Source organism: Paenibacillus guangzhouensis (genome assembly GCF_009363075.1).
Taxonomy (GTDB): Bacteria; Bacillota; Bacilli; order Paenibacillales; family Paenibacillaceae; genus Paenibacillus_K; species Paenibacillus_K guangzhouensis.
Genome location: NZ_CP045293.1, coordinates 3977164 through 4002787, shown reverse-complemented (window position 1 = coordinate 4002787; position 25624 = coordinate 3977164). Strand labels below are relative to the sequence as shown.

Below are 25624 nucleotides of genomic sequence, written 5' to 3'. Positions count from 1 at the left end.
CAGCAGAAGGGACGCAATGGACATGAAAAGAATCGGAATCATTCTTATGATGGTAGTGACGATGGGCCTCTTAGCAGGATGCGGAGATAAGGCGGATCTTACGATCTTAATGATGCCTGGTCCACAGCAGGTTATACCGACGGAAGTGACAGATCAAGTGAAGGCGCAGCTGCAGCAGCAGCTTGGTAGCGAGAAGAAGATCGAAGTCAATGCAAGCGCGATGTACAGCATACAGAAATTGATCGCCGAATTAGCCGTTGGCACGAACGATCTGATCGTGCTGCCTGAGGACGACATGAAAAATTTCGCGAAAAACTCGGGAACGACGCCGCTTGAAGATATATTCGACAAAGAGAAATACAAACGCGGCTTCGTAGAAGGGACCGTCTTCGTGAAGGATGCGTCGGGAAAAGAGCAGGAGAAGAAGGAAGAGCATCTTTACGCTTTGCCTATTCATGATATGAAGATGTTCAAGTCCATTGGGTTCGCACTAGAGAATCTATTCGTCATTATTCCGTCGAATGCACCGCATCCGGAACTTGCGAAGGAAGTATTGAAATCGATGGCGGAGTAGGGGAGCTTGTATTTCGATTGAGGAAGCAAATGAAGGAAAGGAGGAACTCACTTGTTGGTAATGATCACAGGCGGCGCAGGCAGCGGGAAGACGAGCTTTGCTCTGCAGCTGGCTACGACGTTCGGCAATACGGGTATGTGGCTTGTCTCGCGATGGCCGGATAAAGACAAGGAACAAGTGGCTTCTTCCTCCTTTGCATGGAAAATTATTGAGACCGATCCGTTACTTCCAGAAATTATTGATACGATCAATGTGCAATCGAACCCTTATACGGCACGGAATCGCGTGCTCGTGATCGATAGTATTGCGGTATGGCTCTATGGTGAAGTGAAGGCAGCTTCGTCGCTGCATCTCGACACGAAGGCAATGAAGGCGCATGTCGAGCAGCGCGTCGAGGAGCTGGTTCAGTCCATTCTCGCGTACCAAGGCGCCATTCTCGTCATTACGAACGAGATGAACAGCGGCTGGGATGAGATGACACCGCACCTTCGTCTATTCCATAACTGGCTGCCGGCAATTAACGCGCGTTTAGCTGCAAGAAGCAAGCAATTGTACCTATTAACATCAGGGATTGCTGTGGAGTTATTAAGTAAACAAGTGAAATTCGGGAGGGATTTAGGATGAAAATCTATACTCGTTCGGGGGATCAAGGAACGACTTCGGTGATCGGCGGACGCGTACCCAAAGATCATATTCAAGTCGAGGCGTATGGGACGATAGACGAGTTGAACTGCTTCGTGGGTCAAGCGATCAGCCAGTTAGACGGAGAGCGATTCTCGGATATCCGTTCGATCCTGCTGCAAATCCAACATGAGCTATTCGATTGTGGATCGGATCTTGCCTTCGCGAATCCAGATGGGAAGAGCTTCAAAGTCCAATCCGAGATGACGACGCAGCTCGAACAGTGGATTGATCATTATGAACAAGAGAATCCGAAGCTGACCCGATTCATCCTCCCAGGGGGAAGCAGCGGATCGGCCTCGCTTCATGTGTGTCGAACGGTATGCCGCCGTGCTGAACGGCTGGTTGTGAAGCTGGGAAGCGTCGCAGACATTCATACTGAAGTTCGCCAATATTTGAATCGATTATCGGATTTATTCTTCGTACTCGCCCGCACGGCAAATGTTCGGAACGGTGTTCCTGATGTTGAATATATTCGTAGTGCCGAGGTGTTCCGTTCCGAGCCATGACAACAGAGACGAAGTATTACGAACCGATCACGTACATTGTTCCTGCAACGGAGGAAGGGATGCTGTTAAAGACGATTCTATCGAATCGATTAATGGTATCCCGCAAATTAATGTCGCGATTGAAGTTAACAGAACAAGGAATTACGGTGAACGGTGAGCGGCGTTATATCAGCGTACGCGTACAGGCGGGGGATTGCGTTCAGATTCGGATGGAGCAGGAGCAGTCGGATGATATTTTGCCGCAGCCGATCGATTTCACCATCCTCTATGAGGATGAACATCTGCTGGTCGTGCATAAGGAACCAGGAATCATCGTCCATCCCACCCATGGCCATTATATGAATACACTGGCGAATGGCGTTGTCCATTACTGGCAGCAGCAGGGCTGGAATTATCGATTCCGGCCTGTTCATCGCTTGGATCAAGAGACTTCAGGTGTACTCGCGATTGCGAAGAACCCATATATTCATCAGCATATATCGGAGCAGATGATCGCAGGGCAAGTGGACAAGCAATATCTGGCTTTCGTGCACGGCATGCCGGAGCCGCAGGATGGGACGATTGAAGGTCCGATTGATCGCGACCCGGAATCGCCCCATATTCGTATTGTGACACCAACCGGATATGAATCAACAACGCATTACAAGACGCTGGAGTCGTATCCGGAAGCCGCGGGCGCGATGGTTCAGCTTAAGCTGGAGACAGGCCGCACGCATCAAATCCGTGTACACATGCAATCGATCGGCTGTCCATTGATCGGGGATAAAATGTACAAGTTCCTTCATCCAATAGACGAGAGAACGCTGACGAAGGCACTGGCGCTCGACGATCGAATGGGTCGGCATGCGCTGCATGCTTGGAAGCTTGGTCTGACGCATCCAATTACGAAGCAATGGATGGAATTTACCGCCGAACTACCAGACGATCTTCAGCAGCTGCAAGACGCGATGAAGAACGAAATAACATAGAGAGTTAAAAGGAGAATAACGTGATGTCCAAGTTAAAAGTCTATCATTATGCAAAATGCGGTACTTGCCGCAGCGCGACCAAGTCGCTGCAAGCCAAGGGCCATGAACTGGAGCTTCAAGATATTTTCGAGGTCGCACCGACAGAAGCAGAATTGAAGACATTAATCGAACATAGCGGCCTAGAGCTGAAGAAATTCTGGAATACGTCGGGAGAAGTCTACCGTGAAATGCAATTAAAAGATAAGCTGCCGAAGCTGAGCGCAGATGAACAGATCAAACTGCTTGCCTCGAATGGCCGATTGATCAAACGTCCGATAGTTACCGATGGGCAGCAAGTAACGGTGGGGTACAAAGAAGAACAGTATGAGACAAGCTGGGGCTGATCCCTGGATAGGATAATGAATGTTCAAGAAGTCGGCATTTTAGCACACATTCTGATGTGGGCAAATGATGACTTTTTGAACAGCCTCTATAATGGCAAAAAGAGGCCGGGCAGTTACGAGCGTACTATGATAGAATAATAGGATGCCTAGTTACTTGAAATGTTTCCGAAGGAATATACTTCGTAAGCTCTTCGAGATTGTTACTAGATTACAGTTAGGAGAGATTCAAGTTGGAACAGAATAAGCAGAAGTTGCTCCTCGTTGATGGGATGGCTTTGTTATTCCGCGCTTATTATGCGACAGCATATGGCGGTTATATTCGCAAGACAAGCACCGGCATTCCAACGAATGCGATCTATGGATTCATCCGTTATTTCTGGGACGCGGTATCGAAGTTCGACCCGACGCATATTGCTTGCTGCTGGGATATGGGAAGCAAGACTTTTCGTACGGAACAATTCTCGGATTATAAAGCGAATCGCGGCGATGCGCCGGAAGATCTCATCCCGCAATTTGGACTCATTCGCGAAGTGATGGAGAGCTTCGGCATTCCGAACATCGGGGAAGCTGGATACGAGGCTGATGATTGCATTGGTACGATTGCGAAGCAATATGGATCCGATATGGATATTTATATTCTGACCGGCGATCATGACATGCTGCAATTGGTTGATGAGCGTGTCCATGTCATCATCATGAAGAAGGGCCACGGCAATTATATGGTTTACGATCCGGTAACACTCATGGAAGAACGTCAACTGACGCCAGCACAAGTCATCGATGTAAAAGGGTTGATGGGCGATACAAGCGACAACTATCCTGGTGTTCGCGGCATTGGGGAGAAGACAGCTTACAAGCTCGTTCAACAGTATGAATCCGTTGAAGGGATATTAGCGAACCTTCATGAACTCACCAAGGCCGTACGTACCAAAATTGAAGCGGACATCGACATGCTGCACTTATCACGCGATTTAGCGCGCATTCGTTGTGATGTGCCGCTCATCTGTTCGATAGACAACTGCGAATTCACCTTAGATCGTGCACAAATTGAACGCAAATTTGCAGAATTGGAAATGCAGAGCTTAAATTCATTGATCGGGGTGTAACAGTCATCATGACCACAAGGTTTATTCGTACGCTTATCCTTACGCTCGTCCTTAGTCTAACCGGAGCGATGATCGCTACGGCAGCAGGGCAAGGAGTCACGGCGGGCAATACGGCATCTTCTTCGAAGAGTACGCCAAAGCTCGCTTACCAACCGAAAGTCGAGACGAAGAAGGTAGCGGTAGGTGGACGAACGTATACGGTACAGACCGTGACTATGCCGAAACAGATCGGCGTGCAGGTTGGACTGGCAGGTGGTAAAGTCGGCCAGGCCGCGAATATGAAAGACATTGTCAAAAGGTATCAAGCGGATTATGGAATTAATGGGACTTATTTTGAAGCCTACGGCGGTATCCCGGAGCCTTATGGCATGATCATTCAAGATGGGAAACTCGCTCACATTGGGAATACGGGAACAACGATCGGATTTACGAAGAACGGCCAAGTTCGGATGGATCACCTCAGAGTATCCGTCACGGGGAGCGTCTATGATCCAGACAGCGGCAAGAGCGGCAACTACTATGTCTATTTTGCGAATCGAACGCCGGTAAAGGGGAACTCGAGTGCGATTCTCTATACGCCGGCACGAGGCAAAACCATCGGATTTAACTATGGTGAGATGGTTGTCGTCGATCAAGGTGTGGTTACGAAAGTAACGAAAAATCAAGACGTAGACATACCTGCAAAAGGATACGTGCTTGTCTTTAATGGCAGTGAGACGGGGCAAGCCAAACGATTTAAGGTCGGTACACAGACAGCATACGAAGTTCACTATAAGGATCTGAAAGGGAATGCGATTCCTTGGGACGATGTCATTACCGCGGTTGGGGCAGGTCCAAGACTTGTGAAGGACGGACAGCTTGCGGTGAACCCGGCTGCTGAAGGATTTACATCGGCTAAGATTTTGACCGCTGGCGGTGCGCGAAGCGGGATAGCTGTCATGAAGGATGGCTCCATTATGATTGCGACAGTGAATGGAGCGACAATTCAAGCCTGGGCGCAAGTGATGCAGAAGCTTGGGGCACAGCAGGCGATGAATCTGGACGGCGGCGCATCTTCGGGGCTCTATGCAAATGGGAGAACGCTGACGTCTGCAGGCAGACCTTTAAGCAATATGCTGCTATTCGGCACGCATATGCAATGAGACATAATAAAGACGGCTACTTTGCTCGATGATGCAAAGTAGCCGTCTTTACTATGTTCGAATTCGGACCCGGATGACTCAATCCGTGAAGACGGTTGGTCCTACAACGAGATGGAGGAATTCGCGAAGCTCTCCAGCTTCTTCTTCGGTAAGCTTAAAGGTGAATTCCAGGTAGCCTTCTTCCTCTAAATCTTCTTCTCCGATGATCGCTGTCACGCCGCCTTGAAGATCGGTCACCAATTTCTTCCCATAGAAGCGGTTCGTCGTCATGATGGCAAGGTCGAACCGTTTATAGCTTGCGCCAATGAATGTCACGAATCGCGTCGTTGTCGCCTCTGTCGTATCCGATAGAAAATCTAACTCGTGCTGAGACATGGATGTCACTCCTTTAATGATAATGAGGTCATTATAGCGGAAATTGGGAAGAACAGGAACCATATTTTCTGTACTTATAGTTATTTGAAAACTTTTGTCCGACTATACTTGTCCAACATTTGGAAATATGCTATGATAAGTTCAATTGCATGAACGGATGATGAGGAAGCACCTCTCTTATTTCACGATAAGAGAGGTGCTTTTTTGCGTGCGTTCATGAACTTTATGGAGGTGTATGATGAATATCGTATTTCTGAACACATTCGAGAAGAAGCAAGAATCCGAGGGGATTGTTACATCGCAGTTAAGCATTGGTGAGGCGCATGGCGTGTGGCAGTTGACATGGCATGAGCCCGATCATGGGCAGATGGAGCAGTCCGTGTGGTATTCAGGAACTTCGTGGGAAGAGCTTCTAACCGTATTTCGACATGGTGTTGCAGTCAAATTGGGAGAAGGCTTCTCGCCGATCATTGACGGCATGGCCAGTGATCCTGAGCCGTCGGGACGACTCGTTCGGTCACAACTGCTGGCTTGCTACAGCGACCTCTATCCCAATGAAGCATTATATACGTTGTTAAGCCAATGGCGCCGATCTCGCGCAACAGCTGACAAGAAGGCGCCGTATTTCATCGCGACGAACCGTATGCTGCGTCTCATCAGCGTATTCGTACCTCAGACAATGGAGGAGTTGCACCAGCTGCCTGGATTTGGAGAGAACAAGGTGAATCTATATGGCGAGGAGATTGTCAGCTTGCTTCATGATGCCGAGCGGACGACAGAATTTCCGCTGGGTTGGGTGAAGGAGCGGGTATCGCGGGATGAATACGCTCAGTGGCAGTATAAACAGAAGGAGCAGAAGTACAAGCAGGAAATGGACCGCCTGGCAGAACAGAAACGATTGCTCGAAGGCATTCAGCAAGGGAGTTCGATCACGGATCTTGAGGAGTATTGCAGCATGTCGCGCCGGAATATTCTCATCGCGCTCGAGACGCTGGATCGAGATGGATATGATACCGAAAGGCTTATTGAGGAAGAATTGCGTCAAGTGCCAATGGAGGAGCAGGCTGCCATCTGGTCAGCGATGGAGCGAGACGGGTATCGCTATTTGAAGCCGATCCTGCTCGAGGTCTATGGGGACACGGGGCTGCAGGGGGAACAGGCAGCGATGTACTATGAGCGTATTCGTTTGGTACGTATTCGTTACCGTCGTCAGCGGGATCTGGACAATCAGCAACGACAAGCTGGTTAAATATCAAAACAGGACTTGATCTACACTGCTGTAAGCAGCAATTCAGATCAAGTCCTGCATCTAATAACGACATTTAGAGCCAGTTTTTCTTTTTGAATAGGAAGTACATCCCGAACCCGAGGCAGAGCATCGCACCGAGTACAATGTAATAGCCGTACTTCAGATTCAGCTCAGGCATATGGGTGAAGTTCATTCCGTAGATCCCAGTGATGATCGTCATCGGCATGAAGATGGTCGTCAGCGCCGTGAAGACTCTCATGATCTCATTCGCGCGGTTGGCGACGCTGGACTGATAAGCTTCTCGTAAGTTGGCCATCAGGTCGCGGAACGTATCGAATGTCTCGGATATTTTGACGGCATTCTCATAGATATCGCTGAAGTATTTCTGCAGCTGGTCATCGATGAGACGCAGGTCTTTCTTATTTAAGGTCGCGATCACGTCTTTCTGCGGTCCAAGAACCTTCTTGAGCCACAGGATTTCGCTTCGCAGACCGATAATTTCGTTCAAATGGGTCTTTTTCGTATGCAGCACGATATCTTCTTCGAGATGTTCAATGCGGTCTTCGATGCGATCTCCAACGGAGAAATAGCTGTCGACGACAAGGTCGACAAGATGATATAGGAAGTTATCAGGTCGATTGACCTCCTGCTCCCATAAGATCGGCTTCACCGTGCGGAGCTCATTGATCTTCTGCTTCGTTACAGTAATAATGTAATGTTTGCCCAGGAACATACTTAGGGCGCGCAGGAAAATCTCCTCATCATCAAATCGAATGCTGTTAATAACAATAAAATAATGTCCTTCATAAATTTCGATCTTAGGACGTTGTTCCTCTTCACTGAGACAGTCCTCCACAGCCAAATCGTGCAGCGTGAATAACGGCTGCAAGACGATCAGATCTTCAACATCTGCATCAATCCAGTAGAAGCCGTTCTCTGGCGGGATGATCGTTTGGTTAATATCTTCGATGACGGTGAATACACCTTCTTGTACCAACCGGATTTTCATCTGATTTCACTCCTCTTCCCGAATGAAACCAGAAGGCAGGCCAAAAGATGCGTTTGCTACACAGACTTCAGGCACAACCGACAGATTTCATTCCTATTTAGTTGTACGTACGACATGGTCCTCTGTGGTATAGGGTCGCCTTCCATCCTTACTCACCTCTACTTTTCGTTTCATCTCTTGGAACACTCGTCTTAGTATAACGCGCATATACCTTACAAGCAATGAAAAAAACGGTGAACCAATTTTAAGTTAGAATATGGTGCGAATCGAAGAATGGTGCGTTCCCTAAGTTGGTTGTGATGAAGCGGATGGAAGTGTATTGACGTCTGTTACAAATTGGATTAAAGTAGGGTTATGTATGATAAAACCAAATAAGGTTTTGCTAAATTCTTATCAAGAGTAGGTGGAGGGACTAGCCCGATGATACCCGGCAACCGACTGAAAAGCACGGTGCTAATTCTTGCGGAAACGAATGGATTTCGTTACTGAGAGATGAGAGAGGCGCCCGAAATACTAACGTAGGCCTTCTCTTGGGAGGTCTTTTTTTGTACCTTCCGAGCAATAACCCCATCATGGTTTAAGAATCCCACAAAGGAGCGAATGACGCATGCCGATTAAAATTCCTGATGCATTGCCAGCGAAAGAAATATTGACTAATGAGAATATTTTTGTGATGGATGAGAGCGTTGCATACCATCAAGACATTCGTCCGCTTCAGATTGTGATCTTAAATTTGATGCCAACGAAGGAAACGACAGAGACTCAGCTGCTGCGTCTAATTGGGAACACCCCGCTGCAGGTTGAGGTAGTTCTTCTTCATCCGAAATCCCACACGTCGAAAAATACATCTGCAGAGCATCTCGAGTCGTTCTACCATACCTTTGAAGATGTTCGCCATCGCCGGTTCGACGGTATGATCGTAACGGGAGCGCCTGTTGAACAAATGGAGTTCGAAGAAGTGAATTATTGGGAAGAACTCGAACAAATCTTCGAATGGAGCAAGACAAACGTAACATCGACGATGCATATCTGTTGGGCTTCTCAGGCAGGCCTGTACTATCATTTCGGCGTACCGAAATATTCGCTTGAAGAGAAGTGTTTTGGCGTATTCCCGCATGTGATCTCTACACCCAATATCAGCTTGCTGCGCGGGTTTGATGAGCAATTTTTCGTGCCGCAGTCCCGTCATACCGAGGTAAGACGCGAAGACATCGAGAAATGCGATAACCTTGAGATTTTATCGGAGTCTGAAGATTCAGGCATTTACATTGTTGCGACGAAAGACGGTAAGCAAATCTTCGTGACGGGACATTCCGAATATGATCCACTAACATTAAAATGGGAGTACGATCGGGATATTGCCAAAGGTCTTGAAGTGGCCATTCCGCAAAATTATTATCCTAAAGATGATCCAACACGGACACCATTATCGCTCTGGCGTGCCCACGCCAACTTATTATTCTCTAATTGGCTGAATTACTATGTATATCAAGAAACACCATATGATTTAGAGACGCCGTATGAACTTGGAGCAGGCATCTAACATTGCCAGAGGAGGATTCATAGCTATGTCAGAAGATTTAAAAATTGAAAGTCGCCTCGCGCAGATTGGTTCGGTGCAGGAACCAGTTACAGGGGCGGTCAATTATCCGATATATCAAGCAACCGCATTTCGCCATCCGAAGTTAGGCCAAAGCACCGGATTTGATTATATTCGGACGAAGAACCCGACACGCACGGTCTTGGAGGAAGCGGTAGCGAAGCTCGAGAGCGGTGATGCAGCATTTGCCTGTAGCTCCGGGATGGCAGCACTTCAGACGGTGTTCGCGATGTTCGGGCAAGGGGATCACCTCATCGTGTCGCTCGATCTATACGGAGGGACATACCGGTTAATCGAAAAGATTATGTCTCGCTTCGGCGTTACGGCTTCCTATGTAGATACCAATGATTTCGATGCACTTGAAGCCGTGGCGCAGCCGAACACGAAGGCTGTGATCATCGAGACGCCGACGAATCCGCTGATGATGATCACAGATATTGAAGCCGTGGCCGCATGGGCGAAGCGCAAAAATATGATTACGATCGTGGATAACACGTTGCTAACGCCATTCCTGCAGCGTCCGATTGAGCTCGGTGCAGATATCGTGGTGCATAGTGCAACGAAATATTTGGGCGGACATAACGATGTGCTTGCAGGGCTCATCATCACGAAGGGCAAAGAGCTCTCAGAATATACCGCATTCTTGCACAATTCCATTGGTGCCGTACTTAGTCCAAGCGACAGTTATCAGTTAATGCGGGGGATGAAGACGTTGGCGCTGCGGATGGAGCGTCATGAATATAATGCAACACGGGTTGCTACCTATTTGCAGGAACATCCGCTTGTGGATCAAGTCTATTACCCAGGACTGCCGGGACACCCTGGCTACGACATTCAGAAGAAACAGGCATCGGGCAATACGGGCATTTTCTCCTTCAAAATGAAGGATGCCAAATATATCGAACCGATTTTGCGACATATTGAGTTGATTGCTTTTGCGGAGAGTCTAGGCGGCGTTGAGTCATTAATGACCTATCCAGCCGTGCAGACCCATGCGGATATTCCGATTGAAATTCGTGAGAAGGTCGGCGTCGATGATCGCCTTCTTCGTTTCTCTGTAGGGATTGAGCATGCAGACGATATTATTGCGGATCTAGGCCGCGCAATTGAATTGGCAAGACAAGAGATCGAGGGGGCATAGACGTGGCACATGCAGAAGGATCAGAACAGAATCGTAAATTTGCAACGAAGTTGATTCATTTCGGAAGTGAAATCGATGAGACGACAGGTGCTTCCAGTGTCCCGATCTACCAAGCTTCCACCTTCCATCACCATGATATCTTCAATCCGCCGACGTATGACTATTCACGTTCGGGCAATCCGACCCGTCAGGCGCTTGAAGATTATATCGCTCTGCTGGAAGGTGGAACGAACGGGTATGCGTTCCCTTCCGGGATGTCGGCGATCTCTACCGCTTTTATGTTGCTATCCGCCGGGGATCATGTCATCGTGACGGAGGATGTGTATGGCGGAACATACCGTTTTCTAACGACTATTCTAAGTCGAATGAATATTGAGACGACATTCGTCGATATGACGGATCTCGATCAAGTGAAAGGCGCGCTCAAGCCGAATACCAGGGCTGTATTCATGGAGACGCCATCGAATCCAACGCTCAAAATTACGGATATTGGCGCCGTCTCTTCGTGGGCGAAGGAACACAATCTTCTAACGATGCTGGATAATACGTTCATGACGCCGTATCATCAACGTCCGATTGAACACGGGGTAGATCTCGTCCTGCATAGTGCCACGAAGTTCTTAGGCGGTCATAGTGACGTGCTTGCGGGACTTGCGGTCACGGCTACAGAAGAGCTGGCTCGCCGCGTGAAGTATTTGCAGAATGGTATGGGAGCGGTGTTGAGCACGCAAGAGAGCTGGTTGCTCATGCGTGGGATGAAGACGCTTGAAGCACGGATGGCGCATTCAGAGCAGAGTGCGAAGAAGTTGGCTGCGTGGCTTGATCAAGAACAATCGATTGCAAAGGTCTACTATCCTGGTCTTGCGAACCATCCTGGCCGGTCCATTCATGAACAGCAATCCACAGGCTATGGCGCCGTTGTATCCTTCGATGTCGGTTCAGGCGAACGGGCGAAGCTGGTTCTGAGCAAAGTGAAAATCCCGCTCGTTGCGGTCAGCCTTGGCGCTGTAGAGAGTATTCTGTCTTATCCAGCCATGATGTCCCATGCGTCGATGCCTCGGGATGTTCGGTTAGAGAAGGGAATTACCGACGGTTTGCTCCGTTATTCTGTCGGACTTGAACATATTGACGATCTAATCGCAGATTTATCGCAGGCATTGCAAGAGGTATAACGATAGGGAAATATTGTTATTTTTTACGATGCTGTGATAGAATATGGACAACAAGAACGTCTGGATGCGAGGGGGCATAAGAGCGTAGTATGAGTACCTTTTTTCGTCAATCGATCAACCGATTGAAGTACGTCTGTATGTTATCTCGAACGAACCGTTCCATGAATATATTGCCGCCTAGCTTTACGCTGCGTGATCCCGTTATTCACCAGGTTCGCAAGGCCCGCCGTCAGGGCCATATATGCTCGCTCATTCTATTAAGTATTCATCAATATGATCAATTCATCAGGCAGCATTCTTCAGATACAATGCAGAACCTCAATGAGGTGCTCGAACATATTCTGCGCGATACGATTCTTGAGTATGTTGATGCTTCCAGACTTATTGGCGTCAAGTTGCTTCAGACCAATGTCTATGGCATTTTTATTCGGGAGACGATTCCATTTCTGGCGCACGAGACAGATAAGCTTGCTATTCTAATCGGGAAGTCGATTCAGACCGATCTGAATTTTGAATTACAAGAGCGTGATTTAACAGTTCAGATCATCAGTGGTGCGACCCAGCTTCCCTCAGATATCGACGATGAGAGGCATGTCATCTACCTCGCTGTCCAAGAAGCCTGGCTGCTTGCGGCCGGGCTTGCGCCGGTTCCGTACAATTCCTTGAAGCAGCAATTGAGCCAGATCATCGAATATAAGGATATTACGGTTCTTACGCAGCCCATATTAAGTCTTCAGACAGGTGAAGTTTATGGATATGAGATTCTCACGCGCGGACCAATCGATACCATATTCCATTCGCCGGAAGCGCTGTTTGATTATGCAGACCGGGTTCAATTACTATCTGAGTTGGAATTTGTCGTGATCCAGAAGGCTTTCGAGGAAATGAAGAGCAGGGGAATCATGAGTCCTGTCTTTATTAATATTACAGCCGTGACGCTAAGTCACCCGCACTTCGAACGGAACATTAGACGGTTTATCGAGAAGGGAAATATTGATCCATGTCATGTGATCTTCGAAATTACGGAGCAGCATCTCATACGTGATTATGTGAGCAGCTCTCAAGTGATTCGCAAGCTCCGCAGTCTCGGATTTCGAGTGGCGATTGACGATGCGGGTGCAGGCTTCTCTAGTCTACAGTCCATTCTTGAGATTATTCCAGATATGATTAAGATCGATAAATCACTTATTCAACAGATAGATCGTGTCGCCGCCAAGGAATCCATGCTCAAGGCGATTATGTCCTTTGCGAAGGATATACAATGCCAAGTTATTGCGGAAGGCGTTGAGCGTGAGGAGGAAGCTGGTGTGCTGATGCGGCACAATGTGGAGATGGGGCAGGGGTTCTTTTTTGCGAAGCCGGAACGGTTTATGCCAGGCCATGGACGACTCTATCTGGATGAAATGAAACACAAAATACATCAATTACGTGCGACAACAGCATCTTAGGATGCTGTTTTTCCTTGTGAAATGTGTTACGATAAAAAGTACAGGTGTTTTTAAAATATAAGGGTTTATAAAGTTTTACGGGTAAACCGTTCTTATATTTCCGAAGAACGATTATCGTCCTGTTCAGGACGACGAAGTCGTTATTTCTTGGGGAAAGCTAATAGTATGGGGGAAGTAAAGGAGAGTGAGCAGACATGTCAGTAGATCGTATATTGGATAAAGCTGCAGCAGGAGAGCGCATCAATGTAGATGAATGCGTGACCTTGTTTGAATCGGATCAAGTGGAGAAAATGGGCCATGTCGCGAACAAGATCATGCAGAAATGGCATCCAGACCCGGTAACAACCTTCGTTATTGGTCGAAACATTAACTATACGAATATTTGTGATGTATATTGTCGGTTCTGTGCATTTTACCGTAGACCGGGCTCTGAGGAAGGCTATGTATTGCCGGATGAGGCGATCTTCCAGAAGATCCAGGAGACCATTGATGTAGATGGTACAGAAATCCTGATGCAGGGCGGAACGAACCCGAACCTGCCATTCAGCTATTATACAGACTTGTTACGCGAGATTAAGAAGCGGTTCCCGAACATTACGATGCATTCCTTCTCTCCAGCAGAGATTATGAAGATGAAGGAAGTATCGAATGGCTTATCATTAGAAGAGGTTGTTCGCGCGATTCACGAAGCTGGACTTGATTCGCTGCCAGGCGGCGGTGCTGAGATTCTGGACGATCGCACACGTCGTAAGATTAGCCGTCTCAAGGGCTCGTGGCGTGATTGGATGGATGTGATGCAGACAGCACATAAAGTCGGCATGAACACCACAGCGACCATGGTAGTTGGCTTCGGTGAAGGGATGGATGAACGTGCGCTTCACCTTGACCGCGTTCGTATCGCACAGGATGAGTGCATTCAGAATCAATATTCGTCCAAAGGCTTCTTGGCTTTCATCCCATGGACCTTCCAGCCGGATAACACGAATATGAAGGCAGAACGCGTTACGCCTGAAGAATATTTGAAGACACTTGCAATCAGCCGGATTTACCTTGATAATATCCCGAATTTCCAATCCTCATGGGTAACGATGGGACCAGAAGTTGGGAAGCAGACGTTAAGCTATGGCTGCAACGACTTCGGCAGTACGATGATTGAAGAGAATGTTGTCTCGGCAGCAGGCGCAACGCATAAGGTGAATATCGGAACGATTCTGAAGACGATTCGCGAAGCGGGCAAAATACCTGCGCAGCGTGATACGAAATACAATATCCTGCGGGTGTTTGAAGAAGAATCGAATGTAGATCGTGATTTTATTATGCAAAATTAATTGAACCGTTTTTATGGGAAATCATTAAATAGGGTAAATACATCACAAGCAGAATAACGGGTATATACTACACAAAATGGGTATTAACTCCGTTATTCTGCAATAGTAACTACAACGCTTGTCAACTATTAATCCAAATGGAGGGATTACTATGGACAAGCGTTCTTTGTCGTCTGGCAGAGATATTCGAGGTAGGAAGAGAGCGGTACTGTCAGAGGAAAATAACAGCAATGAAATTAAGAATTATACGAAATTAACCATTCATGACTTGTTCTCGAAGTTTATTGATATTAAGAGGTCAGAAGGGATTTCAGAGCGTCGAAAAAAGGATTTACTGCAAGATAAGAAATACTTTGTTGATTTTCTGAAATTAAAAGGCTATTCAGAACTTATGGATGACATTTCAACAAGCATAATTCGTGAATGGCTTGTTGAAATGCAAGAACAGTATGTTGTTTATCAGACTCATGTACGTGGTGGTAAGCGTAAGGGACTTGCACCAAAGACAATTAATGGACGAATCAAGACATTAAAGCACTTTTACAATGTATCAATCGAGAATTGTTTATGGGAACGTAATGAAGCGGCTCCAATCAAGTTACTTAAAGAACCTATAGATACAGTTGAAGGACTTACAGAAGAACAGGTAAAGGCAATGCTCAAAGCTTGTAAGAAAAGTACATATACAGGCTACCGAGATTTTGTTTTAATAATGCTTGGAATCGACTGTGGTTTAAGGGCAGGAGAACTTGTATCGCTCAAATCAATAAATTTCGATTTTGATATTGGTGTTGTGAAAGTAGAAGAGGAAATAGCTAAGAACAGCAAGGCTAGAATTGTTCCAGTATCGCGAAAGGTTCTTAATCTTATACAGAAACTACTGACTGAGAACAAAATTAATTTTGGTTCAGATCACCTTTTTATGACAGCATACGGACAAACCATGACAACCAAAGGTATTGTACGTCAATTTGGAACTATAAGAAAAAATGCAGGATTAGAAGGTGTTAAGGCTTCTTGTCATGTGCTAAGGCATACTTTTGCTAAATTTTATATACAAAATGGTGGAGATGCTTTTACTTTACAGAAACTTCTTGGTCATTCGAGAATGGATATTGTAAGGACTTACGTACAGATGAATGCAGTAGACATTGCAGAAGCGCATAAGCGGTTTTCTCCTGCTAATAAATTTAGGGTTTGAAGACGTTGAGAACTAATGAACAACGCTTACTAGATCGCGAGGATGCATTCTAAGATTGCTCTGGAACATATCGGCAAAGATACTCGTTCAGAACGCAGGGAAGCCATATGAGCCGAAATTGAGCGTCTGAGAGTAGAAAGGAATATTATCTTGTTATCGGAATGAAAATACGTCGTTTCAATGGGCTAATTAGTTTTAGCCCATTTCTAATATCAATTCAGTTCAACTTGTCATGTACCTAGCACATCTTTAGTAAGACGAAGAACCATCTTTATTTCCTCTAGCTTTCTTTCTACCAATAACGAGTTCAGAGCATCAATCAATTCACGTCTATCAGATCGTTCTTCAATACCTTCAATCCCCTCGATTCTAAATACCTCGACAGGATTAACATCCAAAGCGGTAATCACTTTTTCTAGTGTTTCCATTGAAATGTTACGTTCGCCACGTTCAGTGTCAGAAATATAAGTAATGTTTGTGCCAGAATTTTCCTATAAGGATTGGGTGTCATATGTTAATATGTGACAAGTGACAATACAACTAGGGGGGCATACATATGAGAATTAAGAACTACATACTTGGGTTTACTTGTATCTGTTTGATTCTATTGGGAACAGCCTGTGAATCAGAGAGCGACAAACGGAAGGCTAGAATTAACCAACTTGATAAGGAGATTAATCAGTTAAAGAAGGAAACCGATTTAATGAATGATTATCTCGATGCTTGCGACAAAGTAAACAAATGTTAATGTATCACCTAGAAAATTCGGAGGTCAAAATGAAGAACATTTTTCTTATTCTGATAATATCAGTACTACTCACTGCTTGTTCGAATGTAAAGTATACGCAGGAAGAAGTAAAATATCTTGAAACAATGGTAGCATCTATGGATTCTATTCAAGAGTATCTAGGTGTTCTTTATGATGGATTATCATCTGAGGATTCAGAAGCTACGTTTAAAGGAATGATTGCGATTGCTACAATTGCTGGTGTAGTACAAGACCAAACTCCTCCTGAGAAATTTAAAGAAATTCATGATGATTATTTGAATAGTGTCCTTGCATTGAATAAAGTATGTGCTCAATTGGGGACAGGGGACTATTCAGCAGTAACCCAGAAAAAATTTGAGTTAGCGGGAGAATCTTTTCAAAAATCTATGGTTGCGATTTTAAAAGAAAATAAAAAAGCACAGGATATTAATTAACAAGAAGACCACTTCGTAAATTGAAGTGGTCTTTGCATATAACCTCAACCATTTTCATCATCATCCCTAGTCGCTTCTGCTGATGATTTTTGGTACTCCTCTGATTGTAAGTGCATGGGTTTTATTCGACCAATCAATGCTTGTTGCTTGATTAGTTCTTTTAACTGCCTGATTACCTCTGTATCCTCACTATTATAATATTCCTCTAAGCATTCTGGATTTGAGCATTTCGCGCCCAGAACATTTACAGACACGATCCCTTTCATATTCACTGGAATTGTGAGTAGTTCGTTTGGAACATCATCACAACCACACATCGGGCATTCTAGTATATTCATCGCATCTTCCCGATAATCAGGCTTTAACTTTCGTGCTTCATATTTTGCTTTCCGTTCCTCTAAGTCTTCTTTCCCTAGCAGAAGTTCCCATAATTCCTCTAAGCTTTTGCCTTCGAGGGACTCAGGTACATTATCGCTTCTGTTTTCTTTGTTTCCCTTCATGTTTCTGCTCCTCGCTCCTTTACAATGTAAATTGAACATTGATTTTATTTAGACATCATGAGTTCATATCCGTTTTCAACCTATAGTGTTGTTAATCTAACATTCTTAACTCCAAAAATCAGTGTTTCCTCTTTGGTCTCGTTACACATAAGGGATAACACGATAGGGAATTGCTTATTGTATTTTTCTATGAATTTTGCATATCCAATTCCTTTTGTATCTGTTAAGCCCGAGAATCCAGCTTTATCTGGCTTTCCTTTAAACCAGACGCTCATGAAAATACAATCTTCTCTTTCAACGATATCAACTTCAATATTTCCTTTTAAAACTAAGATAGCGGTAGATTTTTTGCTTTGATTTGATAATCCGAGAAATTCTACTGCTTCCGTAATTTCCTTAGCAACTGACAAGTATTCAGTTCTGCTGGAAAACATCTTCCCAACAACAGGAGAATGTAACATTTCCCCAATAAACATAAGATTCTCACTAACGGAGAAGTTATCACTCTTGTTGTTTATTAATCTTGTGGTTTTCATATCGAAATCAATCCTCTCTTATACTTTTCACATCGTTTTGAGTCAGAAAGTTACATTCGAACCACCTCCCTTACTGGATGCCAAATAAAGTACCGCGCCAATTTTTCGTAATAAAAAAACAGAGTGGCTAAGTAGCCACTCTGTGATAAGGTAAATGTATGATAACGTCGTATGTCTTTGACAGGATTGTTGCATATGCATATCGCACCCCTTCTATATGAAAAAGCTAAAACAAATAACTGATATGAACATAACACGATCGAAAAATTATGTAAAGTACCTATAATTTCGTTAGTACTTTCTTTGGCATTACAGATTTCTTGCTGTCGCGGACTACGCTTCGCTTTAGTCCTTGATGTACTGTACTTAGAATGTGAGTACAGTAAAACATCCGAAAATGAGATAATCAACTTAGATGAGTTAGAAATTATTGTGATATAACTAAGCACTAACAATAAGACTATTATTCGTCGTAGTGTCAAAATCTCTTTCATACATAATTACAACAGGATAACCATTACCTTTATAACCTAATTTTTCGCGAAGTGCTTTATTTAATCGCACTCTAACAAGACAATAACTTTCAATAATCTCGCCCAAACATCGTTTGAGTTGTTCTTGCTTGAACTGCTTCTGACCTTGAAAGTATAAATTGATGCTTTCCAGAACTTCTTTCTCAGTAGTGAATCCGTTTAAATGAATTTGGGTTAGCATACTTTCTTCGAGTTTTCGTGCTACTATTTCGTTAAGTTCAGGAATAACCTTGTCTTTATCTTGTGGAAATACCCTGTTTGCTTCTTCAACTCCAAAATTTCGTGCGATTCCTTCGTAGCTAATTGTTTTTAACGTACAACCATTTTCAAGCCATATCCTACACTTTGAATCAATGACACTTAACAAATCGTAAGTATAACTTGGTATTGAATATACGGAATTTTGATACCTGTATCTACTGTTTTGCTTCCATTCCAATAAAGATTCTTGCAATTCACTAGGTATTTCAATTTCATCTAATTTTTTCATTAATTTCAAGAGTACGAAGAAGTTTAGCCTTCTACTGGCAGAATCGTGTTTTAGCAATAATCGTTCGCCAATTTTTCTGATTGAATGGTAGAACATAATTTCTGGATTTTCACCAGAAGGAAGATATTCTTTGACTAAATCAAACAGAATGTATAGGTCTTCACGAAAACGATTAATGACTTTATAGAAGCTTGGATATAGTTCATCAAGTTCGTCAGACATTAACAAACGTTTGTTCGAATCTAATATTCTTTTCATTTGTTTTTGTATCTCTGTTTCAACAAGTTCAATTCTATATACTTTAATCAAAAAATCTTCAGCATCAACATTGGTACAACTAAGAAGCCGCTCGACCACTTGAAAAATTGTGCCGCAGAAGGGATGGTTCTGACTGTGGCACTTATATAATTGGTGCCCATTACCTAACTTGCTTGTAAAGATGCTTGCGCTTGGTTTTGATTCGTCGTGAAAAATGTCATGAAAATTATTGCTGGCTATACCTAAGAAAGCCTTTAAGTCTTGTTGTTTCAGATAATCATGGACTTCATTCATATTAGATAGTTGGATTGAACTTGGATTCAATTTATTGTGTAGAGATTCATAATCTCTGTTTAGGATATCTTGTACATTATTAGCCGAGTTAAGGCTTTTTGTATGCATGGCTTTTACATTCGAAAGGGAATGTTTTCCCGAAGGGGGTTTCTGAGCGGACATATTAGATATATACTCTTTGTCCGACTCAAAACCCCTTTTGGAGAGGACAGAATCAACTAGCACTCTGTTACCCATGTTGATTGTATGGACTTCTCGACCGCCATAAAAAAGCCTTACACCATCTTTACAAGCAGAGTCAGCGTAAGGGAGTTGTGCAAATAGATATGACCAGATTTGTTCAAAGTGTTCGTAATGGAATACAGGCTTATCAAGTGCGAAAACAATTCTGAATTTATGTTTGCTTGGTGAATGTGAAAAGGTGGTGTATATGAATGCCGCATTTTCCTTGATGAATGGATTAGATAAGGCTTGGTCGAGTGACAAGCCCTCATCAATGTCTAGGGCAATGATTTGCTGACGATCCCAATATAGCTTTTGTCTTTTCTTTACTCCATCAATCGACTTCAACGTTGCAGGAACAAACGTTTTACCTTTCACGATTTCGTCTGCTAACTCACCCAATGTAATATCTACTTCATAACTTGTAATTCGATTGCTAATCTTTCCTGCTTCTTGTGGTTTATCGGTATATGCTTGTTTATCGAGTAATAATTTCATGATGCTTCATCTCCTTTTGTAATTAAAAAATCCCAACCGCATTGAGTGGTTGGGATTTTGATATAGATACTCGCTATCTCATTGAAATGAACGAGCGAATCTTTCTGATTAATGTTTCTGAGATTACATAGTCTTGATTATTTAACCATCTGCTTAAATGCTCTCTGGAAACACCACATTTATTAGCTATAAATGTGACTGATGTTCCGCACCTTTGCTGGAAACATAATAAAGCTGACCGCAATTCAGTATCCTTCATTCTCATGTCCCCCCTTCACGATAGTGTGATGTATAAAGCAAAATAAAAAACTCTCCGTGGGTTCGGAGAGCGGTTCACTTCATATAATTTTAATAGCCAATAGATTTCCATCAGTTTGGCAGGAGAAAAATACCTCCTATATATAGTTATACAGAAGAGGTGGCAAAACACACAGTTTGGCAAAATAAAATCGCTTTACGAGAGAGTTTTATCGATTTCATGATATTTTATGATCGCTTAGAGTGGGATTATTAATGATTTATTATAGAATTGGATAGGGGACTTATTTAGAATAAGGTGTAAAGTTCTCGTATCGGTAAATACATAATATGTGTTTGTGACTATAAGTGTTGGGGTAATTTTTCGCGGGATGGGGGTTCCTGAAACTGTAAACTACCCGCCCCCGCAATAAACATGTAATTCGCTATTTACAAAGATATCCAATAATACTAAGTTGATTTGTTCGTAAAGCATCCGACAAAAAATGCCCATGAGGAAGCACCTCTGGGCATTTTTATATTTCCATACATATAGTTTTTGGTTATCATTACTACCCATTGGAATTTCACCTCTAATCAACATGTTATACCGCAGTATCACTTAGATACTCAAACGCCCATCTACCTACATGTGTGGTTTTTCCTTTGAGTGCGTTAGAGATATTCTTCATATAAACGCCAAGTTCCCTAGATGCTTCTGTCTGCGACTTAAACTGGCGCTGCTCTCCTGAGTCCAAATGAGTAGCGATTACTGGATTGTTATTCTTCTTCACTAGCCCAGTTTCGTGAGCATGAGCGATATTTTCTTTTCGTGTCATCCAATTTAAGTTTTTTGCACTATTGTCAAGTTTATCTCCATTTTGATGATTAACTTGTTCTTTCCCTAGTGGATTAGGAATAAACGCAATAGCGACAAGCCTATGGATAGGGAATTTTGCTTTCTGACCTTTCTTGGACAATTGGATTCTTTTGTACCCATCTCTTTGAATGTGCTGTTTCAGAATCTTCTCTTGTCGCCCAAGACTATTACTTAGAGACTTAATTCTTCCGTAATTACTTACCTGATACAATGTTTCATAGCCCTCAATGTCTGCCCAGATTTCACCTTGTAAATCCTCATTTAAACATTCTTTCACTTCTTTAATTGTCATGAAAAACATCTCCTATTTGTCGAATTGTTGAGGAGAGAATGTCAAAAAAACCCTTACCATGATTGGCAAAGGTTGGTTTGTTCTCACTCTTGGGAAAGAGGTATATACCGTTTTTCTCCCTCACTCCTTAAAGAGTCAAGAACATCTTTATTTATCCTTTTTTGGTACAATAGGGAAATTTTAAGTGATTAACTAGAGAACCAAGACATAGGACGATCTTGCTTAGAAGTTGAGCATTTGTTCTCTGTCGTATCGCCGTTAAATTGTGCTGTGTCTCTGCATGTAAGTGTTCGGGCGATCTAATTCGTCTCAGTATCAACTCAGGCTGTAAATCACCTCGGGGAGCATCTCTATCGTACATTCGATACCTGTCTCGGATTAAATGTAGTGAAACACAATTAGAGCATCTCCGCTTCCCTTTTTAACATAAAACTTTGTTATTGTTATTGCTTGTCACATTGTAATAGCTTATGGTATGAAAAATAGAAGATTAGCAGGACAAAGTATAGATTTCGACGTATTACTACATAGTGGATACAAAACAACAAAAGGTGGAGGGAGTATTTTGGAGTATTAGTGATTTAGAGATTCAAAATCAAATTTTATTAAAGGCGGAAATGTATGTATTCTATTGAGAAGTTTTTAAAATGGTATAAAACCAAGTTCGTAAAAAAACCTATAAGCGTCATGATAATAACGATTGTGGCAATTCTCACAGGTATAAATACAGTATTCGATACTGCGTCACACGTCGTAAGTTTAGGTCACAGTACAATCAACTTATTTACGGATAAATATAAAGAAGACTATCAAAAACTAAATGAAATTAGGACTGGTATGAATGCAGATTACGTTGGGAAGTTGTTTGGACCTCCTTCAATTAGTAGAAAGCATGAGTACCTAAAAGGTTACTTTGAAAGATTATATGTAAAGGATCAGTTTTTTCTATACCTTGTTACAAATGAAGACAACTCGATTAAGTATTATTCTGTTACTCAACGAATGAATGATTTTAATCCTTATTTCCCTATTGAAATAGCGGGTAGGAAAAAACAATTAGGAAAAACAAAGCTTGTTGAGTTAAATAATAATTCACCAGAATTTGTGATGGCGGATATGTCAAGCAAGTTCATCTCATATACTGAAACTAATTATTATGGAAACTCAGGGTTATATAAATATTATCAATTTGGATATGCTCCGGCAGGTATTACCCAAATATCAGATCAACAAAATAGTGACATTCATTACTTAGTTGATAATATAGACCCTATAGTTCTTCATAGATTTAGGCAAACATATATTCCAAATTCCTTCTCAGTCATTGATGAAGAAGTAGAGGAAGATTTTTTTAACTATTATAAAGAGAGCATGATTGGTATAGATTATTTTGAAGCACGAGGGTATAACTGAAATGCAGATCACTTCATCTAACACCATATTCAAGCTTCGAACCATTCTGACCTCTGTCTTAACGATAGTTCAATGAATCCAATGAACCGCTCAATAAGAGCGGTTTTTCTTTTGGTCGAAGAACCAACATCAAACGAGTATACATATCCTTTTAATAAGAGATTAAGTTATCATTGAGTAATAGTTTGACGGGCACTCTATCCTTCCATAAAGGTACACCATTTTGGAATCACTTATTAATGTCCATAATAGTCTAACTTCCTATTTCTTGGACGTCCAAAAACAACACTTATATAGTTCGACCTTTTTGGACGCCTTGGTATAATTGAGAATATAGAGATTGACCAAGAGGAGCGATAAATGCCATGAGTGAAATTGCAAATAGCAAGGTTGTCGCCTATATTCGTGTTTCGAGTAAATCTCAGAAACTAGATCGGCAGATGGATGAGATGTCGAAGCAAGGAATCTCTCCAAATAACATATTTAAGGATGAAGCGTCAGGTAAGGATATGGATAGGGTTGGCTATCAATACATGCGCAATCAATGTCTAAGAACTGGCGATACATTGGTCATTAAGTCCCTAGACCGTCTAGGACGCAATAAGAACGACATTAAAGCTGAATGGGCGTACTATAAGGATATGGGTGTTCGCGTCCGTATCCTAGACATGCCGATGCTGGATAAGTTCTACAGTGAGCATGGTGCAAACAAAGAGTTGATGGACAGTATCGGTAACATCATCTTTGAATTGATGGCATGGCAAGCACAAGAGGAGCGCGAACGTATCAAGGCTAGACAAGCAGAAGGTATCGCGTCTGCTAAGCTACGCAACAAGCATCTAGGTAGACCTAAAGCTGATCTAAGCACAATTGACGCTGCTAAGTTCGCAAAGGGCTATACAGAATGGAAAGCAGGGAATATGACTGCGGTAGCGTTTATGGCTTCTATGGGATTGAAGAAGTCCAACTTCTACAAACTGGTAAAAGAGTATGAACAGTCCTTATAAAGGGTTCTTGGTAAAATATTGATGTAGGGCGAAAAGCTGGATGAAATATTGATAAGTATTGCAAAGAAGGTTATTATGAATTTGTAATAACTACCACAGGAAGGATTAACCAATATGAGAATCATGAAATCACTATTGTTATCATCACTTCTAGCAACGTCAATTGCGCTCCCAGCGAATGCTGCTTCGGCAGAAGGGCAGATTCAAGTATTCATTGAACAGCAAAAAATAAACTTTGATGTTTCACCAGTAATTCAAGATGGAACAACGCTCGTTCAGTTTAGAACTATTTTTGAGAGATTAGGATATTCGGTAAAGTGGAATCAGGAGGTTCGTTCGGTTACTGCGACTAAGGACGGAATGACTATAGTGCTTTATATTGATAAAAACAAAGCAATAGTAAATGACAAAGAAGTAACGTTGGAGAAAGCGCCTTCTGTTATTAATGGAAGTACATTGGTTCCACTTCGCTTTGTTAGTGAAACAAGTGGGAGAAAGGTAGTATGGTCGGGTGCGACTCGGACTATCTCGATAGGAAGTGAAGTGGAAGCGACACCGACGACACCGACACCGACACCGACACCGACGACACCGACACCGACACCGACGACACCGACACCGACACCGACGACACCGACACCGACACCGACGACACCGACAATATCAATAAAGAGTGTAGATTTGTCGGGATACAGAACTGCTATCAAAAAAGATAGCAAGATTTATCTGCTCGATAGCAGTACATATATCTATAAAGATGACTCCAATAATTTCTATTTCAACGAGTTTGGATTTATGGTTGGTATTATGAGTATATACTACGGTCATAATAGTATTAAGCCAACTACTATTGAAAATGTTGATGGTATGATTGAGGTGAATGGTGGCTCTCAATACATATCAGCAAGAGGAGAAAGTGTTTTTATTCGAAATGAAGATAACACTAAGGAGTATGAATACAGCATAAAATCAGGAAAAGGGGTTGTAGTTGTTAATCGGAATTATCTCCTTCCTGTGAATCAGATTTTCCAACAACTGGGTATAGACTGCACTATTCAAATTGACGAACAAAATCGGATGCTCATTTTCAACTTTTGACAACGAATAAAAGCCCTATCAATTGTGGTAGGGCTTTTATTCGTGTTTGGGCAGTTCTTGTCCACCATATTCTCAATGGAAGATTGATTTTATTTAGTCAGTGGTAATCAACTATAATTGCTTCAACTATGTATTTGAACATTTGATAGAAGGGCACTCCGTTTGAGCGAAGTGTCTTTTTTATATTCGTTATTTGATAAGGTGTTCCTAGTTCGTCATAGTTTTTTCTTCTCTTCACATTACGCAGAATTTCATGAGTAGATTGAAATGAAATATA

26 protein-coding genes and 1 riboswitch are annotated in these 25624 nt (G+C 43.0%); of the genes, 19 read left to right on the top strand and 7 right to left on the bottom strand.

Going from position 1 to position 25624, the window contains the following annotated elements:
* Window positions 1–22 precede the first annotated feature (22 nt).
* From GCU39_RS17940 to GCU39_RS17910, 7 genes are all read left to right on the top strand, one after another.
* Complete coding sequence (locus GCU39_RS17940) at window positions 23–574, top strand: hypothetical protein (protein ID WP_193726534.1); 552 nt, start codon at window positions 23–25, stop codon at window positions 572–574.
* 60 nt (window positions 575–634) lie between these two features.
* Complete coding sequence (locus tag GCU39_RS17935; protein ID WP_227793648.1) at window positions 635–1198, top strand: bifunctional adenosylcobinamide kinase/adenosylcobinamide-phosphate guanylyltransferase; 564 nt, start codon at window positions 635–637, stop codon at window positions 1196–1198.
* Window positions 1195–1764 (top strand): cob(I)yrinic acid a,c-diamide adenosyltransferase, encoded by a 570-nt coding sequence (locus GCU39_RS17930; RefSeq protein ID WP_152394773.1) that lies wholly within the window; start codon window positions 1195–1197, stop codon window positions 1762–1764. The genes GCU39_RS17935 and GCU39_RS17930 overlap by 4 nt, the downstream gene beginning before the upstream one ends.
* Entirely contained in the window at window positions 1761–2732 is a 972-nt protein-coding gene (locus GCU39_RS17925; RefSeq protein WP_152394772.1) for an RluA family pseudouridine synthase, read from the top strand. Before GCU39_RS17930 ends, GCU39_RS17925 begins: the two co-directional genes overlap by 4 nt.
* 23 nt (window positions 2733–2755) lie before the next feature.
* Window positions 2756–3115 carry an arsenate reductase family protein gene (locus GCU39_RS17920; RefSeq protein WP_152394771.1) on the top strand — a complete coding sequence of 120 codons (360 nt, stop codon included), beginning with the start codon at window positions 2756–2758 and terminating at the stop codon, window positions 3113–3115.
* A 269-nt stretch (window positions 3116–3384) separates the two neighbouring features.
* On the top strand, window positions 3385–4221 hold the full coding sequence (locus GCU39_RS17915; RefSeq protein WP_265333550.1) for a 5'-3' exonuclease: 837 nt from the start codon (window positions 3385–3387) through the stop codon (window positions 4219–4221).
* An 8-nt stretch (window positions 4222–4229) separates the two neighbouring features.
* A complete protein-coding gene (locus GCU39_RS17910; RefSeq protein ID WP_152394769.1) occupies window positions 4230–5363 on the top strand; it encodes a phosphodiester glycosidase family protein in 1134 nt (377 codons plus the stop codon).
* Between the two features lie 78 nt (window positions 5364–5441).
* On the opposite strand, the gene GCU39_RS17905 is transcribed toward GCU39_RS17910, so the two are convergent.
* Entirely contained in the window at window positions 5442–5738 is a 297-nt protein-coding gene (locus tag GCU39_RS17905; protein WP_152394768.1) for a DUF3055 domain-containing protein, read from the bottom strand.
* A gap of 235 nt (window positions 5739–5973) precedes the next feature.
* On the opposite strand from GCU39_RS17905, the gene GCU39_RS17900 reads away from it, so the two are divergent.
* Window positions 5974–6987 (top strand): HRDC domain-containing protein, encoded by a 1014-nt coding sequence (locus tag GCU39_RS17900; protein WP_152394767.1) that lies wholly within the window; start codon window positions 5974–5976, stop codon window positions 6985–6987.
* A 73-nt stretch (window positions 6988–7060) separates the two neighbouring features.
* Here GCU39_RS17900 and corA read toward each other — a convergent pair whose 3' ends face one another.
* Window positions 7061–7996 carry a magnesium/cobalt transporter CorA gene (corA, locus tag GCU39_RS17895; RefSeq protein WP_152394766.1) on the bottom strand — a complete coding sequence of 312 codons (936 nt, stop codon included), beginning with the start codon at window positions 7994–7996 and terminating at the stop codon, window positions 7061–7063.
* A 387-nt stretch (window positions 7997–8383) separates the two neighbouring features.
* A riboswitch (SAM riboswitch) is annotated at window positions 8384–8495 on the top strand.
* Window positions 8496–8603: 108 nt separating this feature from the next.
* Between corA and metA the strand changes: the two genes are divergently transcribed.
* The 6 genes from metA to GCU39_RS17865 all read left to right on the top strand — a co-directional run bounded on the left by metA (window position 8604) and on the right by GCU39_RS17865 (window position 15886).
* Window positions 8604–9539 carry a homoserine O-acetyltransferase MetA gene (gene metA, locus GCU39_RS17890; protein ID WP_152394765.1) on the top strand — a complete coding sequence of 312 codons (936 nt, stop codon included), beginning with the start codon at window positions 8604–8606 and terminating at the stop codon, window positions 9537–9539.
* Between the two features lie 25 nt (window positions 9540–9564).
* Window positions 9565–10737, top strand: coding sequence for an aminotransferase class I/II-fold pyridoxal phosphate-dependent enzyme (locus GCU39_RS17885; RefSeq protein WP_152394764.1), 1173 nt, complete (start codon window positions 9565–9567; stop codon window positions 10735–10737).
* Between the two features lie 2 nt (window positions 10738–10739).
* A complete protein-coding gene (locus tag GCU39_RS17880; RefSeq protein ID WP_152394763.1) occupies window positions 10740–11909 on the top strand; it encodes a trans-sulfuration enzyme family protein in 1170 nt (389 codons plus the stop codon).
* A gap of 89 nt (window positions 11910–11998) precedes the next feature.
* Window positions 11999–13357, top strand: a complete 1359-nt coding sequence (locus GCU39_RS17875; RefSeq protein WP_152394762.1) for an EAL domain-containing protein — start codon at window positions 11999–12001, stop codon at window positions 13355–13357.
* 194 nt (window positions 13358–13551) lie between these two features.
* Window positions 13552–14685 (top strand): cyclic dehypoxanthinyl futalosine synthase, encoded by a 1134-nt coding sequence (mqnC, locus tag GCU39_RS17870; RefSeq protein ID WP_152394761.1) that lies wholly within the window; start codon window positions 13552–13554, stop codon window positions 14683–14685.
* Window positions 14686–14836: 151 nt separating this feature from the next.
* Window positions 14837–15886 (top strand): tyrosine-type recombinase/integrase, encoded by a 1050-nt coding sequence (locus GCU39_RS17865; RefSeq protein WP_152394760.1) that lies wholly within the window; start codon window positions 14837–14839, stop codon window positions 15884–15886.
* Between the two features lie 230 nt (window positions 15887–16116).
* Here the strand turns inward: GCU39_RS17865 and GCU39_RS17860 are convergent, their stop codons facing one another.
* Window positions 16117–16320, bottom strand: coding sequence for a hypothetical protein (locus tag GCU39_RS17860; RefSeq protein ID WP_265333549.1), 204 nt, complete (start codon window positions 16318–16320; stop codon window positions 16117–16119).
* 122 nt (window positions 16321–16442) lie between these two features.
* Here GCU39_RS17860 and GCU39_RS17855 point away from each other — a divergent pair, with 122 nt between their 5' ends.
* Window positions 16443–16634, top strand: a complete 192-nt coding sequence (locus tag GCU39_RS17855; RefSeq protein ID WP_152394758.1) for a hypothetical protein — start codon at window positions 16443–16445, stop codon at window positions 16632–16634.
* 29 nt (window positions 16635–16663) lie between these two features.
* A complete protein-coding gene (locus GCU39_RS17850; RefSeq protein WP_152394757.1) occupies window positions 16664–17089 on the top strand; it encodes a hypothetical protein in 426 nt (141 codons plus the stop codon).
* A gap of 44 nt (window positions 17090–17133) precedes the next feature.
* Here GCU39_RS17850 and GCU39_RS17845 read toward each other — a convergent pair whose 3' ends face one another.
* The 4 genes from GCU39_RS17845 to GCU39_RS17830 all read right to left on the bottom strand — a co-directional run bounded on the left by GCU39_RS17845 (window position 17134) and on the right by GCU39_RS17830 (window position 21829).
* Entirely contained in the window at window positions 17134–17589 is a 456-nt protein-coding gene (locus GCU39_RS17845; protein WP_152394756.1) for a hypothetical protein, read from the bottom strand.
* 80 nt (window positions 17590–17669) lie between these two features.
* A complete protein-coding gene (locus tag GCU39_RS17840) occupies window positions 17670–18125 on the bottom strand; it encodes a hypothetical protein (RefSeq protein ID WP_152394755.1) in 456 nt (151 codons plus the stop codon).
* A gap of 441 nt (window positions 18126–18566) precedes the next feature.
* Window positions 18567–20420: a hypothetical protein gene (locus GCU39_RS17835; protein WP_152394754.1), complete on the bottom strand. Its 1854-nt coding sequence runs from the start codon at window positions 20418–20420 to the stop codon at window positions 18567–18569.
* A gap of 842 nt (window positions 20421–21262) precedes the next feature.
* The gene (locus GCU39_RS17830; RefSeq protein WP_193726533.1) at window positions 21263–21829 is read right to left on the bottom strand and encodes an NUMOD4 domain-containing protein; all 567 of its coding nucleotides are present in this window, start codon (window positions 21827–21829) and stop codon (window positions 21263–21265) included.
* 621 nt (window positions 21830–22450) lie between these two features.
* Here GCU39_RS17830 and GCU39_RS17825 point away from each other — a divergent pair.
* The 3 genes from GCU39_RS17825 to GCU39_RS31585 all read left to right on the top strand — a co-directional run bounded on the left by GCU39_RS17825 (window position 22451) and on the right by GCU39_RS31585 (window position 25347).
* Window positions 22451–23242: an ETEC_3214 domain-containing protein gene (locus tag GCU39_RS17825; RefSeq protein ID WP_152394752.1), complete on the top strand. Its 792-nt coding sequence runs from the start codon at window positions 22451–22453 to the stop codon at window positions 23240–23242.
* 365 nt (window positions 23243–23607) lie between these two features.
* On the top strand, window positions 23608–24249 hold the full coding sequence (locus GCU39_RS17820) for a recombinase family protein (RefSeq protein ID WP_152394751.1): 642 nt from the start codon (window positions 23608–23610) through the stop codon (window positions 24247–24249).
* A 114-nt stretch (window positions 24250–24363) separates the two neighbouring features.
* Complete coding sequence (locus GCU39_RS31585; RefSeq protein ID WP_193726532.1) at window positions 24364–25347, top strand: copper amine oxidase N-terminal domain-containing protein; 984 nt, start codon at window positions 24364–24366, stop codon at window positions 25345–25347.
* Window positions 25348–25624: the final 277 nt, after the last annotated feature.

Bases quoted from the DNA above. Each gene is read 5' to 3' on its own strand.
- GCU39_RS17885 (WP_152394764.1), top strand. From the start codon at position 9,565: ATGTCAGAAGATTTAAAAATTGAAAGTCGCCTCGCGCAGATTGGTTCG.
- GCU39_RS17935 (WP_227793648.1), top strand. From the start codon at position 635: ATGATCACAGGCGGCGCAGGCAGCGGGAAGACGAGCTTTGCTCTGCAG.
- GCU39_RS17840 (WP_152394755.1), bottom strand. From the start codon at position 18,125: ATGAAAACCACAAGATTAATAAACAACAAGAGTGATAACTTCTCCGTT.
- GCU39_RS17855 (WP_152394758.1), top strand. From the start codon at position 16,443: ATGAGAATTAAGAACTACATACTTGGGTTTACTTGTATCTGTTTGATT.
- GCU39_RS17900 (WP_152394767.1), top strand. From the start codon at position 5,974: ATGATGAATATCGTATTTCTGAACACATTCGAGAAGAAGCAAGAATCC.
- GCU39_RS17910 (WP_152394769.1), top strand. From the start codon at position 4,230: ATGACCACAAGGTTTATTCGTACGCTTATCCTTACGCTCGTCCTTAGT.
- GCU39_RS17925 (WP_152394772.1), top strand. From the start codon at position 1,761: ATGACAACAGAGACGAAGTATTACGAACCGATCACGTACATTGTTCCT.
- mqnC (WP_152394761.1), top strand. From the start codon at position 13,552: ATGTCAGTAGATCGTATATTGGATAAAGCTGCAGCAGGAGAGCGCATC.
- GCU39_RS17930 (WP_152394773.1), top strand. From the start codon at position 1,195: ATGAAAATCTATACTCGTTCGGGGGATCAAGGAACGACTTCGGTGATC.
- corA (WP_152394766.1), bottom strand. From the start codon at position 7,996: ATGAAAATCCGGTTGGTACAAGAAGGTGTATTCACCGTCATCGAAGAT.
- GCU39_RS17820 (WP_152394751.1), top strand. From the start codon at position 23,608: ATGAGTGAAATTGCAAATAGCAAGGTTGTCGCCTATATTCGTGTTTCG.
- GCU39_RS17865 (WP_152394760.1), top strand. From the start codon at position 14,837: ATGGACAAGCGTTCTTTGTCGTCTGGCAGAGATATTCGAGGTAGGAAG.
- GCU39_RS17940 (WP_193726534.1), top strand. From the start codon at position 23: ATGAAAAGAATCGGAATCATTCTTATGATGGTAGTGACGATGGGCCTC.
- GCU39_RS17905 (WP_152394768.1), bottom strand. From the start codon at position 5,738: ATGTCTCAGCACGAGTTAGATTTTCTATCGGATACGACAGAGGCGACA.
- GCU39_RS17915 (WP_265333550.1), top strand. From the start codon at position 3,385: ATGGCTTTGTTATTCCGCGCTTATTATGCGACAGCATATGGCGGTTAT.
- GCU39_RS17845 (WP_152394756.1), bottom strand. From the start codon at position 17,589: ATGAAGGGAAACAAAGAAAACAGAAGCGATAATGTACCTGAGTCCCTC.
- GCU39_RS17830 (WP_193726533.1), bottom strand. From the start codon at position 21,829: ATGACAATTAAAGAAGTGAAAGAATGTTTAAATGAGGATTTACAAGGT.
- GCU39_RS17850 (WP_152394757.1), top strand. From the start codon at position 16,664: ATGAAGAACATTTTTCTTATTCTGATAATATCAGTACTACTCACTGCT.
- GCU39_RS31585 (WP_193726532.1), top strand. From the start codon at position 24,364: ATGAGAATCATGAAATCACTATTGTTATCATCACTTCTAGCAACGTCA.
- GCU39_RS17920 (WP_152394771.1), top strand. From the start codon at position 2,756: ATGTCCAAGTTAAAAGTCTATCATTATGCAAAATGCGGTACTTGCCGC.
- GCU39_RS17835 (WP_152394754.1), bottom strand. From the start codon at position 20,420: ATGAAATTATTACTCGATAAACAAGCATATACCGATAAACCACAAGAA.
- GCU39_RS17875 (WP_152394762.1), top strand. From the start codon at position 11,999: ATGAGTACCTTTTTTCGTCAATCGATCAACCGATTGAAGTACGTCTGT.
- metA (WP_152394765.1), top strand. From the start codon at position 8,604: ATGCCGATTAAAATTCCTGATGCATTGCCAGCGAAAGAAATATTGACT.
- GCU39_RS17825 (WP_152394752.1), top strand. From the start codon at position 22,451: ATGTATTCTATTGAGAAGTTTTTAAAATGGTATAAAACCAAGTTCGTA.